The sequence below is a fragment of the Haloarchaeobius lipolyticus genome (assembly GCF_051208015.1).
Taxonomy (GTDB): Archaea; Halobacteriota; Halobacteria; order Halobacteriales; family Natrialbaceae; genus Haloarchaeobius.
The window spans coordinates 558,529-571,669 of record NZ_JBPKGF010000001.1 but is presented as its reverse complement, the minus strand read 5'-3'; the positions used below and the strand labels follow the sequence as shown (position 1 = coordinate 571,669).

At 65.6% G+C, this 13,141-nt stretch carries 15 protein-coding genes; 5 read left to right on the top strand and 10 right to left on the bottom strand.

Translation table 11 applies throughout. From position 1 onward, the window contains the following. Positions 1-99: 99 nt before the first annotated feature. Positions 100-657 carry a DUF420 domain-containing protein gene (locus tag ACSC1Y_RS03045; protein ID WP_435333159.1) on the top strand — a complete coding sequence of 186 codons (558 nt, stop codon included), beginning with the start codon at positions 100-102 and terminating at the stop codon, positions 655-657. 25 nt (positions 658-682) lie between these two features. Here ACSC1Y_RS03045 and ACSC1Y_RS03040 read toward each other — a convergent pair whose 3' ends face one another. The 7 genes from ACSC1Y_RS03040 to ACSC1Y_RS03010 form a co-directional block, all read right to left on the bottom strand. Further along, positions 683-1,225: a GNAT family N-acetyltransferase gene (locus ACSC1Y_RS03040; RefSeq protein WP_435333157.1), complete on the bottom strand. Its 543-nt coding sequence runs from the start codon at positions 1,223-1,225 to the stop codon at positions 683-685. Further along, entirely contained in the window at positions 1,222-1,752 is a 531-nt protein-coding gene (locus ACSC1Y_RS03035; RefSeq protein ID WP_435333155.1) for a GNAT family N-acetyltransferase, read from the bottom strand. The genes ACSC1Y_RS03040 and ACSC1Y_RS03035 overlap by 4 nt, the downstream gene beginning before the upstream one ends. 72 nt (positions 1,753-1,824) lie before the next feature. Further along, a complete protein-coding gene (locus ACSC1Y_RS03030) occupies positions 1,825-2,358 on the bottom strand; it encodes a GNAT family N-acetyltransferase (protein ID WP_435333153.1) in 534 nt (177 codons plus the stop codon). A 59-nt stretch (positions 2,359-2,417) separates the two neighbouring features. Beyond that, positions 2,418-3,899 carry an amidophosphoribosyltransferase gene (gene purF / locus ACSC1Y_RS03025; protein WP_435333152.1) on the bottom strand — a complete coding sequence of 494 codons (1,482 nt, stop codon included), beginning with the start codon at positions 3,897-3,899 and terminating at the stop codon, positions 2,418-2,420. Positions 3,900-4,058: 159 nt separating this feature from the next. Beyond that, positions 4,059-4,232 carry a 50S ribosomal protein L37e gene (locus ACSC1Y_RS03020; RefSeq protein ID WP_435333151.1) on the bottom strand — a complete coding sequence of 58 codons (174 nt, stop codon included), beginning with the start codon at positions 4,230-4,232 and terminating at the stop codon, positions 4,059-4,061. Then, positions 4,229-4,423 (bottom strand): LSM domain-containing protein, encoded by a 195-nt coding sequence (locus ACSC1Y_RS03015; protein WP_435333150.1) that lies wholly within the window; start codon positions 4,421-4,423, stop codon positions 4,229-4,231. Before ACSC1Y_RS03015 ends, ACSC1Y_RS03020 begins: the two co-directional genes overlap by 4 nt. Positions 4,424-4,498: 75 nt before the next feature. Next, entirely contained in the window at positions 4,499-5,566 is a 1,068-nt protein-coding gene (locus tag ACSC1Y_RS03010; RefSeq protein WP_435333149.1) for a M20/M25/M40 family metallo-hydrolase, read from the bottom strand. 107 nt (positions 5,567-5,673) lie between these two features. On the opposite strand from ACSC1Y_RS03010, the gene ACSC1Y_RS03005 reads away from it, so the two are divergent. From ACSC1Y_RS03005 to ACSC1Y_RS02995, 3 genes are all read left to right on the top strand, one after another. Then, positions 5,674-6,126 carry a hypothetical protein gene (locus tag ACSC1Y_RS03005; protein ID WP_435333148.1) on the top strand — a complete coding sequence of 151 codons (453 nt, stop codon included), beginning with the start codon at positions 5,674-5,676 and terminating at the stop codon, positions 6,124-6,126. Between the two features lie 190 nt (positions 6,127-6,316). Continuing rightward, positions 6,317-7,282, top strand: a complete 966-nt coding sequence (locus ACSC1Y_RS03000; RefSeq protein WP_435333147.1) for a zinc-dependent metalloprotease — start codon at positions 6,317-6,319, stop codon at positions 7,280-7,282. Positions 7,283-7,354: 72 nt separating this feature from the next. Next, on the top strand, positions 7,355-8,497 hold the full coding sequence (locus ACSC1Y_RS02995) for an Ig-like domain-containing protein (protein ID WP_435333146.1): 1,143 nt from the start codon (positions 7,355-7,357) through the stop codon (positions 8,495-8,497). Positions 8,498-8,538: 41 nt separating this feature from the next. Here the strand turns inward: ACSC1Y_RS02995 and ACSC1Y_RS02990 are convergent, their stop codons facing one another. From ACSC1Y_RS02990 to ACSC1Y_RS02980, 3 genes are all read right to left on the bottom strand, one after another. Continuing rightward, positions 8,539-8,805 (bottom strand): DUF8527 family protein, encoded by a 267-nt coding sequence (locus tag ACSC1Y_RS02990; RefSeq protein WP_435333145.1) that lies wholly within the window; start codon positions 8,803-8,805, stop codon positions 8,539-8,541. A gap of 1 nt (position 8,806) precedes the next feature. Next, positions 8,807-9,196: a nuclear transport factor 2 family protein gene (locus ACSC1Y_RS02985; RefSeq protein WP_435333143.1), complete on the bottom strand. Its 390-nt coding sequence runs from the start codon at positions 9,194-9,196 to the stop codon at positions 8,807-8,809. A 279-nt stretch (positions 9,197-9,475) separates the two neighbouring features. Then, on the bottom strand, positions 9,476-10,027 hold the full coding sequence (locus ACSC1Y_RS02980; protein WP_435333142.1) for a hypothetical protein: 552 nt from the start codon (positions 10,025-10,027) through the stop codon (positions 9,476-9,478). Between the two features lie 385 nt (positions 10,028-10,412). On the opposite strand from ACSC1Y_RS02980, the gene ACSC1Y_RS02975 reads away from it, so the two are divergent. Then, complete coding sequence (locus ACSC1Y_RS02975; RefSeq protein ID WP_435333141.1) at positions 10,413-13,070, top strand: AAA domain-containing protein; 2,658 nt, start codon at positions 10,413-10,415, stop codon at positions 13,068-13,070. The last annotated feature ends 71 nt before the right edge of the window (positions 13,071-13,141 follow it).

Sequence of the window (13,141 nt, the reverse complement as noted above, 5' to 3'; positions counted from 1 at the left end):
CTCAGAACGGCGAAGCCGTTCTGGGAAGCAGCCAGAAATCTGTGAACCGAACGGCCACACTGAGTAACCTCTTTCTCCGTCCGCTCCTCACACCCTCGCATGGAGAAGACCGTCGAGCGGAACGTACCGGCCGCGACAGCCCTGTTGACGGTGGTGTCACTGGCGCTCGTCGTCGGGGCGGCCAGACAGCTCATCCCGTTGTGGCTGCTTCCGAAGGCGCCGGACTGGGTGGTGAATGCGATTCCGCACCTGAACGCGGTCATCAGTCTGGTCGCCATCGTGGTCATCGTCGCGGGCCTGCGGGCCATCAAGCGAGGGGACTACCAGCGACACCGCCAGCTGATGCTCACTGGCGTCGTGCTGTTCGTGACGTTCCTCGTGCTCTACCTCTACAAGGTCGCGCTGAAGGGGCCGAATCACTTCCCCGGAACGGGACTCGTGGAGGTCGCCTATCTCGGCATCCTGGCGATACACATGCTCCTCGCCATCGTCTGTCTACCCCTGCTCTACTACGTCCTGTTGCTCGCGTGGACGACGCCGATGGCGGAGCTGAAAGACACCCTGCACCCGAAGATCGGGCGCATCGCCGCGCCGCTGTGGCTCGTCTCGTTCGTGCTGGGGAACGTGGTGTACGTGCTGCTGTATCTCGTCTACTGACGGAGGGAAAAGACGGTTCGGGCGGCTACTCCCGTCCGAACCACTGGTCGGCCGTGACGACGTAGACGCAGGTGTCGTGGTGCTCACCGTCGACGAAGACCCAGTTCGGAATCCGGGCGACCTGTTCCATGCCGACCGATTCGAGCAGGCCGCGGGACTTCTCGTTGAACGCGAACGCCTCGGCCCTGACGGCCTCGAGTCGGCGCTCCTCGAACAGGTAGCTGAGCAGGGCCCGGGTCGCGTCGCTCCCGTAGCCCTGTCCGTGGAAGTCAGCACCGAGCCAGCAGCCCAGCGTCGTGTTCCCGTTCGTCTCGTCGACGTAGTGGGCGTTGATGACGCCGACCGGTTCGCCGTCGAGGCTGATGGCGAGGTGGAGGCCGCTGCTGTCGTCGTCGCAGAGCTGGTTCTCGAACCAGTTCTCCTCCTGCTGCATGTTGATGGGCGTGCACATGCCGAGCGACGAGCGGACGCGGGGGTCGTTCAGCTCGTCGCGGCAGAACTCGAGGTCGTCTTCCTCCAGCGGGCGGAGGTCGACCGTCTGACCCTCGAGGAAGACCGTGTCGCTCACCACTCCCACTCCGACGCCGTGACAGCGTAGATGTTCGAGTCGTGGTGTTCACCGTTCACGAACGCCCAGTTCGGGAGCGTCCCGACGTGCTCCATTCCGATGGACCGAAGCAGGGCGTTCGACGCCTCGTTGAACGCGAACGCTTCGGCGCGGACCGTCTCCATGCGGCGCTCGTCGAACAGGTAGCTGATCATCGTCTTCGTCGCGTCGGCGCCGTAGCCCTGGCCGTGGGCGTCGGCCGCCAGCCAGGCGGAGAGGACGGCGTGACCGTGGCGCTCGTTCATCCAGTTGGAGTTGATGATGCCGACGGGCTCGTCGTCGGCGACGATGAGGAGGTTGAGGTTCTCGTCCTTCGAGACGTGCTCCTCGAACCACTCCTCGTGCTGTTTCTCGTTCCGGGGCTCGGCGATGCCGAGGGGAATCCGGACGGAGGGCTCGTTGATGGCCTCGACGACGAACTCGATGTCCTCTTCCTCGATGGTACAGAGGTCGACCGAGTCGCCGCGGAGGAACGTAGCTCCAGGCATGACGGCTTCTTCACTTGACGACGAGTTAAATCGTATTCAGGTGTGGTAACAGCTGTCGTCGCACCGAAACGTCTATCCCGAGCTTGACCAGTCGTCGGCGGTCGCGGCGTAGATGAGTGCGTCGTGGTACTCGCCGTCGGCGAACCCCCAGTCGGGAATCCTCCCTGTATGCTCGTAGCCGACCGACTCGAGCAAACGGGTCGAGGCTTCGTTGAAGGAGAACACGTGGGCGTAGATGGTCCGGAGCCGCCGTTCCTCGAAGGCGTACCTGGTGAGGGTCCTGAGCGCGTCACCTCCGTAGCCCCGTCCCTGGTGGCCGGACGCGACGAAGTAACCGACCTCGGCGTGGCCGTGAGTCGCGTCGAGACCGTTGAGCCCGATGTTCCCGACGCGTTCGCCATCGGCCCAGATGAGCAGCTTCACGTCGTCGCCCTTGCTGACCCGGTTCTCGAACCAGTCCTCCATCGCCATGTTGCACGGGACCGAACTGGCGAGGTTCCGTCGGACGGCAGGGTCGTTGACCGTGTCGCGGACGAACTCGAGGTCGTCCTTCTCGATGGTACGGAGGTCGACCGACTCGCCGGAGAGGAACGTTGCGCCAGGCATGAAGCGGTGTTCGCGGCAAGACCGGAAAAAGCGTGGGCGATTCAGCCGTGCTCGCGGCCTCAGTCGTCCGCCGGCAGGTCCGCGCCCTCGATGACGGGACGTTCGACCTCGCGGTCGGTCGGTTCGCCCTCGATATCGTACGGATACTCGCCGGTGACGCAGCCGAGGCAGAGGTCGGCCCGGGAGTTGCCGAGCGCCTCGGCGACGGCGTCGATGGAGAGGTACGAGAGCGAGTCTGCGGCGATCTCGTCGCGGATGTCCTCGACGGTGTTGCCGGCGGCGATGAGCTCCTCGCGGGTAGCCATGTCGATGCCCATGTAACACGGCGCGATGATGGGCGGAGCGCCGATGCGCATGTGGACTTCCTCGGCGCCACAGTCCTTGAGCAGGCTGACGAGCTGGTTGGAGGTGGTCCCCCGGACGATGGAGTCGTCGATGATGGTGACGGACTTGCCGGCGACGGTCGACTTGATGGGGTTTAGCTTGAGCCGGACGGCGCGTTCGCGCTCGTCCTGTGTCGGCATGATGAACGTCCGGCCGACGTACCGGTTCTTCATCAGCCCCTCGGCGAACTCGGTCTCGGCACCGTCTTCCTGTGCGGCCTCGGCGTATCCCGAGGCGAAGGCACGCCCGGAGTCGGGGACGGGCATCACGACGTCCGTCTCGATTCCCGACTCCTCCCAGAGCAGGCGTCCGAGTTCGCGTCGAACCTCGTAGACGAGCTTCTCGTCGATAACGGAGTCCGGGCGGGCGAAGTAGACGTGTTCGAAGAAGCAGTGGGCCGTGTTCTCGCGGTCGACGAGCTGGTAGGAGTCGAAGCCGGAGCCGTCCTCGTGCAGGACGACGAGTTCGCCCGGCTTCACGTCGCGGACGAGTTCGCCGTCCAGCGTGTCGATGGCGGCCGATTCGGAGGCGACGACGTAGCCGTCGTCGAGCTTCCCGATACAGAGCGGTCTGTTCCCCTCCGGGTCGCGCACGCCGAGGACCGTGTCGTCGTGCATGATGGTCAGCGAGTACGAGCCGTGGATTCGGCTCATGGTCCGTTTGACGGCCCTGACGAGGTCGGCCTCGAGGAGGTTCCGTGCGAGGTCGTGGGCGATGACCTCGGTGTCGCCGTCGGAGGTGAACGCGTGGCCCATTCCGGCGAGTTCGTCGCGTATCTCGTCGGCGTTGACGAGGTTGCCGTTGTGGCTCAGCGCCAGTGAGCCGGACTTGAACGAGACCGTGAACGGCTGGGCGCAGGACTTGTCGACGCTCCCGGCGGTCGGGTAGCGGACGTGACCGATACCGGATTCACCGTTCAACGACTCGATGTCGCTTTCGGAGAACGCGTCGCCGACCAGCCCCATCGACACGTGGTCGTGTTGCTGGAAGCCGTCGTGCGTGACGATACCGGCGGACTCCTGCCCACGGTGCTGGAGCGCGTAGAGGGAGTAGTACAGCGGTCGCGCGGCGGCACGGTCGGCGAGCGAGACGCCGACGACGCCACACTTCTCTGTCGGACCGTCCATCTGCGGGCGAGTGCCCGGCCCGTCTGTCATGGTCGTCAGTCGGGCGTTCGACTACAAAAATCCCCGTGGTTGTGCGCTAATCTGGGTTCGGTGGCGTTAATATATGCACAAACATGCATAAATTCTGCGTCGGGACAGCGACGACGCCGTCGCTCGTCACCGTGGAGAACGAGAGAGAATCCGAGAGACCTACTCGCCGGCCTTCGACTGCCAAGCGTACTCACGACGCTTGGCGGTCTTGCCGAACCCGCAGGACGAGCAGACCTTCTTTTTCGAATGGTACGACTTCTCACCACAGCGTCGGCACTTGACGTGTGTGGTGGTGTTCTTCTTCCCCTGAGAGGGTGTTCCTGCGCCAGTCATGGGCTTATCGAGACGACGTTATCGCCGCGTATAATGGTTGTGTTGTCGCCTCGTTCGATGACGAGGTTCATGTGCTGGTCGTAGCCCGTGAGCTCGCCTTCGTACTCTTCGCCGTCTTTGAGTCTGACAGTTACGTCTGCGCCCACGGCTGCTTCGAGCACGTCGAGGGGGCGTCCACTCCGTTCACTCATACCCAAACGGGCTTCCGACGCCTCCATAAACGTACCGAGTTAGTCGCGCGGGTGCCATCTCCCGCCGAGACCGCCTCAGACGTCGACCGCGAACGAATCGTAGTCGCTCGCCTGTTCCGCGAAGGCGGCGAGCAGGTCGGCGACGGCGTCGACGTCCCCGGTGTCGACGACCTCCACTGGCGTGTGCATGTACCGGTTCGGGACGCCGAGGTTCAGCGTCGGAGTGCCGCCCTGTGCCACGAAGAACGCCCGGGCGTCGGTGCCGGTGTGGCTGGCGTCGACCTGTAGCTGGACGTCGATATCCGCGTCGGCGGCCGCCTTGCGAACGGCCTGTGCGAGGACGGGGTGGTTAGCACTCCCACGGCTCACGACCGGTCCTGCACCGAGCGAGATGTCGCCGACCTTCTCCGTTTTCGCCCCCGGATAGTCGCCCGTGTGGGTCACGTCGACGACGATGGCCGCGTCGAGGTCGAGCTGATTGCCGACCATCTCGGCCCCCCACGTCCCGAGCTCCTCCTGTACGGTGGAGACGGCGTGGACGGTCGCGTGGACCCCGGAATCAGCGGCCCGCCGAAGGCCCTCCGCGGCAGCCCACGTCCCGACCTGGTTGTCGAGGGCTCGACCCGCGACCCGACTTCCGAGAAGCCGTTCGACCGTCGTCGAGAAGGTGATGGGGTCGCCGACTTCGACCGCCCTCCGGGCCTCTTCACCATCCGCAGCACCGATGTCGACGGTCTGCTTCTCGATGGCTGGGGGCTCTGCGTCCTCGTCACCGTCGCGGAGATGCGTCGCGGTCTGTCCGACGACGCCCTGTACCGGTCCGTCGGCTGTATGGATCGTCACGTGCTGCCCCTGCGAGACGGTCCGGTCGACGCCGCCGATGCCGGCGAGGTGGACGAAGCCGTCGTCGTCGATACGACGCACGGCGTAGCCTATCTCGTCCGCGTGTCCAGCAAACGCGATGGTCGGGCCGTCGTCCACTCCACGGTAGGTCGCGACGGCGTTGCCGTAGTCGTCGGTCCGGACCTCGTCGGCGAACCGTTCGACGTAGTCGATCCACACGCGCTGTCCCCGCGTCTCGTATCCTGACGGGCTCGGCGTCTCGAGAAGCTCCTCGAGGAATTCCCACTGCGAATCGTCCATGTTCGGGCCTGGGATAGCATGCGCTTGAACCTCGCGATATCGGCGCCACACATGGGCCTACGTACCTTCACGCAACTGGTATGTGGTTTCCCGACGAACCGGCTACTATGGAGAAACTGACACTCCTCGAAGTCCACATCAACGGCGATTCGAAACTGGGTTCGTACCTCGGTGACGAGATGGCTGGAGACACAGACGAAGGAACCCCGACGGCGACCGACGGTGGGCTCCTCTCGTTCGCGTTCGGCGGGTCGAACGGGTCGGATGAGAGCACAGACGACGATATCGGAACGGCTGAAGAGGCCGAATCGAGCACTCGCGATGGCGACTCCGTCGAGGACGACGATTCCATCGACGACAGCGTGAAATCCCTCGACGACATCTCGGCGCGGAAGGGGAAGACCGACGAGGAGGAGAGCACGGCCAAACCACTGTTCCTCATCGGCGGACTCGTCGCCATCCTCGGCGTGCTCGTCGTGGCGAAGCGAGCCCTCGGCAGTGAGGGTGAGACGGACGAGTTCGAACCCGAGATGGTCGAACTCGAGGACCCGACCGAGTAGCGACGACGAACTCGAGGGCCCTTCGTAGCCGACCACCGTCACGCTGTGAGAGAAGATCCGCCCGCCGGGTGAGACAGCGAACCAGCCGGCAAACGAGACAACGAAACAGCACGTGTCGGTGACGTTGCGTCGACACGTCTCGGCCAGAATAGACAGAAGGGTTTTGCATACACGGACCCAATTCGCGCCCGTGAGTCTCTTTCGTAGCGTCCGTGCGGTCGCTTCGTCCTCGGGCGGCGACGGTGCCATCGACTGGCACTCCGTCGCCGAAGCAGCGAAAGGTGCGACCGACCCCGGCTCCATCGACCTCTCGGAAGCCGACCAGCAGGGGTACGCGACCGACGTGCGCGACGCTCGCGACCGCGTCAGCGAGGTCGCCGGTATCGACTTCGACGTGCCGAGAACCATCGAGATACAGCACCGGCACCACTGGATAGACGCGAACATCGAGACGTTCCGTCGGGTCCTCAAACCGCTCGAAGAGCAGCAGCTGTCGTCGTTCCCGGGCGTCGCCCGCACCGTCAACACGGGGACGATGTCGTTCATGCTCGGCTTCCTCGCCCGGAACGTCCTCGGCCAGTACGACCCGCTCCTGCTCGCCGGCGAGGACGTCGACGCCGACCACGCCCTCTACTTCGTCCACCCGAACATCGAACGGGTCGCGACGGTCCTCGACGTGGACTTCCCGCGGTTCCGGCGCTGGATCGCCTTCCACGAGGTCACCCACGCCGCCGAGTTCGGCGCCGCACCGTGGCTCTCGACCTACCTCGAAGACCGGATGGAGGAGGGCCTCTCGGACCTCAGCCACGGGAGCTTCGACCGCAAAGCGTTCAAGGAGATGAACGCCGCGATGACCGTCGTCGAGGGCTACGCGGAACTGCTGATGGACCACGCCTTCGACGGCGAGTACGCCGACCTCCGCCGGAAGGTCGACGCCCGCCGGAGGGGACAGGGGCCGCTGACGAAGCTCATCAAGCGCCTGCTCGGTCTCGGGCTCAAGCGCCAGCAGTACGAGCGCGGCAAGGCGTTCTTCGAGTTCGTCGCCGCAGAGCGCGGTATCCGCGCGGCGGGCGTCGTCTGGGAGCGTCCGGAGAACCTGCCCACCGAGGAGGAGCTCGACGCGCCGGGGAAGTGGATCCGTCGCGTCGACCCCTGAACGGGACAGCATCGTTTGCCTGAGCGGTCGAGAGGACGACAGTTCTTTCTGCCAGCTATCTGTACTGCTCGTGTGAACAGACGTGCCCTCCTCTCCGCGGTATCTGCGTCACTCGCGACGAGTCTTGCCGGCTGTAACTCGCTCGGTTCGGCGGTCGAGACGAGAGAGCCGTTCTCGGTGGACAGGTTGGAAGAGACGACGACAGGGAACACGCAGAAGAATTCACCATCATCACGATCCGAGCCTGCCAGGCAGCCTGCGGACGCCATGGTGACGTTCGAGAACCGGTCCGACGAGACACAGTCGGTGACCCTTCGGGCGGAGACAGACGAAACGACGGTCGCCTGGGAATCGGACGAGCTCGCCCCGTTCGAATCGCTCATGGCGCACGGCATCCGCTCCACCGGGGAGTATTTGGTCAGCGCGACGGTCCGAGACGGCCCACGACGGACTGACCGGGTCTCTGTCTCCGAGGAGACCGAGGCGATTCATTTTGCCATCGACCGTGACTACTCGATTCGGCGCCGAACTCTGCTTAACTGTACAGGCGGCTGTTCTGCACTGGCTCGGCGGGAACGGACCGAGACTCGCACTTCGAGGGAGTACAGTTCGCCTGCAACGTGGCTGGTGCTCGAGAACGACTCGGCCAGCACCACGACGCTGTCGGTCACCGTCACCAGTGGGGGAACACGGTACGTGGACGCGACCTACACGCTACAGTCAGACGTCGCGGCGATTCGCCGACGGGCAGTCCCCGAATCGGGCCGGTACGATGTCCGAACCGAGACGAGCGATGGGCAGGTGCGGCGGTACGAGTGGGCGGTCGGCGAGCGGTTCGGTGGCCTCCGAACCGGCGTGACGGCGGACGACGAACTGGAGACGACCTGTGTCCCGGTCGGCAGCTACTACGCTGACGTGTTCAACCGTGACTCGGTCGAACGAACCGTCGCCGTCTCGCTCACGAACGAGGACGGACGACAGGTGAGCGATACCGTCATCGTCGCTCCCCAGGATCGGGACGTCATCCGGATACCGACGCCGCCGGGCGGGCGGTACCAGACGAGAATCGAGGTTGGCGAGCAGTCACGGGTCGTCGACCAGTCACTCTGCCGGCAACCGTCCGAGTTCGACATCGCCATCGAAGGCGGAGACGTCATCCTGCTTCCAGTGGCCGAGAACGGGATTCCCGTCGAGACGGAGCCGACGACAGGCTGACCGTCGCGTGAATTCTGAAAACCGGCGAAACGAAAAGAGGGTCAGAACCGGTTTCGCTTCTCACCGCTGCCACCGTCACCGTCATCCCGCCCTCGCGAACTTCCTTGCTTGAACATGTGCACGAGGTAGGCCCAGAGCGCGGCTCCTGCGAGGCCCCCGCCCAGAAGTCCGGCCACGATGTACAGCATCGACGCCTCCGCCTGGAGCGCGACGAGTGCACCCGAGAGCGCGACGGTCCCGATGAACGTCCACCGGAGACGGCTCATCCCGATTCGACGGTCGTCCTCGCTCGTCGTCGGCCCGACCATCTCAGATGTCGTGCGGGGCGCTGACGTGCAGCTGGACGAACTGCCACTCCTGGTCGGCCTCGTCGATGCATTCGAGGACGCCGCTCCAGCGCGTGTCGAAGCCCCAGCGCTGACCCGTGGAGGTGTCGGTCCAGCCGAGGTGCACGTCGTCGTGGAAGAGGGCGTACGAGCCGTCACCGCGTGTCGTCACGGTCGCCCCGGCGCTCTCGACGGTCCACTCGTCCGTCGACTTCGTCTGGTCGCGCAGCGCCTCGGCGACGGTGTCGTAGCCCTCGTACGCCGTACTGATGGCGGCCTTCCAGGTCGCTCCGTCCTCCAGGAAGTACGGATACAGCGGTTCCCCTCGACGCAACGCCTCGTAGTACTCGTGAACCGTATCCTCGGCACTCATACGCCAACGAAGGGGACCGGGTGGCTTGAAAGCACCCTTCCCCGCAGGTTGAAATAGCAGGCCGGGGCCACCGTCGGTGTGACGTGAGAACTGCCCCGGCGGGCGTCGCGGGTGTGCGGTGCTGTCCGCCGGGAGAACACCACCTGGAGAGCGGTCGAATCGCGTGAGGAGGGCGAGGAGACCGTCGACGCACCGCCTGTTCGCTATCACGTATTCCGCCTGTTCGCCATTACGCACTCCAACGAGTTCTTCACTCCGTGCGCCAGCGGACAGCACGCCTCACATGAAGCCGCGGTCGACCTCGTCCTCGCCGATGAGGTCGTCGAGCTCCGCGTCGAGTAGCTCCTCCGCCTCCTCGAACGTCGTCGAGAGTTCGTCCAGCGACTCGGGCCGGTCGTATTGGTCGTACTCCATCGGGCCGAACGCGGGGCTGTCGAGCGCCTCCATCATGTCGTCGAAGAGGTCGCCGGGCGTCGTCGGCGCGTCCGCGTGGGCCTGCACCACGGACTGCAGTCGCTTCGCCTTCTCTGTCGCGTCGTCCTCGTCCTCCGGCGCGGACTGGACCGCGAACCGGCTCGGTTCCTGCTGTTCGGGGAACAGACGGCCGATCTCGTCGTCGAGTTTCCGTGCGACCCGCGAGCCGACGCCACGGACCTCGAACGGGTTCTTCGCGTACGTCTTCAGCTGGTAGACGCCGCGTTTCGGATGTCCGAGGTAGAGGTCCTCGCCGAGACCGTTCGCCCGGTCGCCGGCCACCGCTCGCCAGCCGTCGGGGTCGACGTTCGACTCGGTCACGTCGGCGACGATGTCGTCCCAGTCTCGAACACGCATACCTGTGGCTATGCGGGCACGGGAGGATGAACGTATCGTTGGCTGGTGGGAGTAGCTGTTGCGACGGGGAGCGTCGTCTGTGCTGTCACCCAAACGGGGTCCACGAATCACGAACCAAACGAGAGACCGAACCACTGCTCACGGCTCACTTCGTTCGCCGTTCGCCGCGAGGCGGCTCCGCCGCCTCGCTCTCCCTCCCCAGCCGACTGTGATACTCGGTCCGGCCTGCGCTTCTCGTCCCTCGCACGGCTTCGACGCTCGCCCTCACTGGCGTTCGGGACGACCGTCAGCGCGCGCCAGTGTGTTGCGCTGGTCGCCAGTGCTCGGGGCTACTCACCGCCCCGCAGAGCCAGCGTTTATTGCGTCCCACCGCTACCTCCCGACAGTGACTCTGCGCGGCGTCGTTACGGACGTGGGGGAGCCCCGTACGGTGAATACCAGCCACGGCACCTCCGAGCTGGTGGAGGTCGACATCCACCGACGGGAGGACGGGCCGACCACCGTCACCCTGTGGGGGAAGTGGACGGAGACGGCCGAGCTGCTGGAGCCGGGGATGGAGCTGCTCGTCACCGACCCCGACGAGGACGAGTACCAGGGTGAGCTGCGCTACTCGACGACGGGCGACTCCTACGTCGTCGTCGAGCCGGACTTCCTCGTCAACGTGACGGACGTCCGCCAGTGGGTGCAGTGCCCGCGGCTGTACTACCTGAACAAGCTCTCGCCGGTTCCGCTGGCGTATCCCGTCACGAAAGGGACCATCGTCCACGAGGTGTTCGGCGACCTCCTGCGGGGGGTTTCACTCGAAGAGTCGGTGCCGGAGCGCGTGCACGAGAGCGGGCTCGAACTGGGTCTGCTCGGTCGGTCCGCCGCCGACGTCGAACGAGAGGTCGAGCAGAACGCCCGCGCCATCGAGGGGTGGCTCGCGCAGGGAAGACTCGACGACGAGGACGGCTGGCGCTCCGAGCAGCTGCTCATCTCGGAGACGTTCGGCCTGAAGGGGCGAGCCGACGCCATCCGCCGCGGCCAGCCCGTCGAGCTGAAGACGGGCAAGAACCTCAAGAGCTCGCCGCGGTTCCCGGACAAGGTGCAGGCGACGGCGTACGCCCTGCTCTTGCAGGAGCGCGGCGTCCCGGTCAACACGGGGACGTTACTCTACACGAAGAACCGTGCCCTCGACCGGAGCGAGTTCACTGGCGACTTCTCACCGGCCAAGGACTTCTCCATCGGCCCGGGTCTGCTGAAGTTCGTCGTCCGCGCCCGGAACGAACTGGCGGCGTTAGAGTTCGGCGTGGACGTCCCGACCGGCTACGAGGCCGACGCGAACTGCGAATACTGCTTCGAGCAGGACACCTGCATGGTCGTCTCGGGTCGACTGGACCAGACCTCGAAGGCGGGACAGATTGGCCGGGCGATTCCCGACGAGGAGCGGGAGTACTTCGACGAGATGTACGCCGCAATCGAGGCCGAGCGACGCAAGTCCCACGAGTCGTTCGCGAAACTGTACAAGCAGACGGCCGCAGAGCGTGCCGACGAGGATCGCGCACTCGTCGACCTCGAGCCCGCCGGCAAGACCGAACTCCCAGGTGGTCGCTGGGAACTCCGTGCGACCCGGACCACGTCCGCGGTATCGAAGATCCGCGAGGGCGACTACGTGCTGGCGAGCGACGGCGACCCAATCCGGGGCCATTCCGAACTCGCCCGGGTCGAGAAGCTGGGCGACGAGGAGGTCGTCCTCACGGCCGACGAACCGGTCGACGTCCACCGGCTCGATACCTACCCGTCCGAGATGGGCATCAGCCGGATGCTGACCGCGGTCCACGACGCACTCCTGAAGGGCGACGAACGCCGAAAGGACGTCCTGTTCGGTCGCGCAAAACCCGGGTTCGACGAGACGGAGGAAGTCTTCATCGACAACAACGAGGCGCAGGACGAGGCCGTCAGGAAGGCCGTCACCGCGCAGGATTTCGCGCTCATCCACGGGCCGCCCGGGACCGGAAAGACCTACACCATCGCCAGGGCGGTCCGTGCGATGGTCGAGCGCGGCGAGCGAGTCCTTCTCTCGTCGTTCACCAATCGGGCCGTCGACAACCTGCTCGAGGCGCTTCGCGACCAGGGCTTCGACGATATCTGTCGCGTGGGGACCGAGACCGGCGTCCGCGAGGATATGCTCGACCTCCGGCTCGACCAGTCTGGCGATCCAGACGAGTGCGTCGACCGGCTCGAGTCCGCGTCGGTCGTCGCGGCCACCACTGCCACCTGCGGCGGAACCGTCATGCGAGAACAGGAGTTCGACGTGGCGCTGGTCGACGAGGCCGGCCAGCTCACGGAGCCGGGGACCCTCGCGGCGGTCAACCTCGCGGGCCGGTTCGTCCTCGTCGGGGACCACCAACAGCTCCCGCCCGTCGTCCGTGCCGACGAGCCGACGCTCCACCGGTCGCTGTTCGAGCGTCTCGTGACGGACCATCCAGACGCCGGCGTCCTGCTCGACCGACAGTACCGGATGTCCCAGCGTATCCAGGCCTTCTCGTCGCAGGAGTTCTACGACGGGAAGCTCCGGCCGGCCACGCCCGAGGTCGCGGGACGCTCGCTCACGGACCTCGACGGATTCGACGGTGGCGCGCTCCCCGACCATCTTCAAGGTGGTGTCGTGTTGCTAGATACGCCGGGTGACGGGAATCGCCACACGGACGCCGTGGAGGCCGAGCGGGTGCGCGAGACCGTCTCGGCGTATCTCGACGCGGGCCTGTCGCCGGGCGACGTCGGTGTCATCGCCCCCTTCCGGGCGCAGGTCGCCGAGATCGGCAAGCGTGTGCCCCAAGGAGTCGCCGTCGACACCGTCGATCGGTTCCAGGGCTCTGCGAAGGAGGTCATCGTCGTTTCGTTCGTCGCATCCGGCGACCTCGACAGCCCCATCTTCGAGGACTATCGCCGGGTGAACGTCGCCCTGACACGGGCGAAACGCGCCCTCGTGCTGGTGGGTGATGCGGCGACCCTCGAGTCCGACGACGTGTACGCCCGGATGGTCGACTGGGCGAGACGATAATCCGCTCTGCTGCGTCCCGTCCGTCAGCGGAAACTATCCACGGCAGAAAGGTTGAACTGATGTCCTCTCAG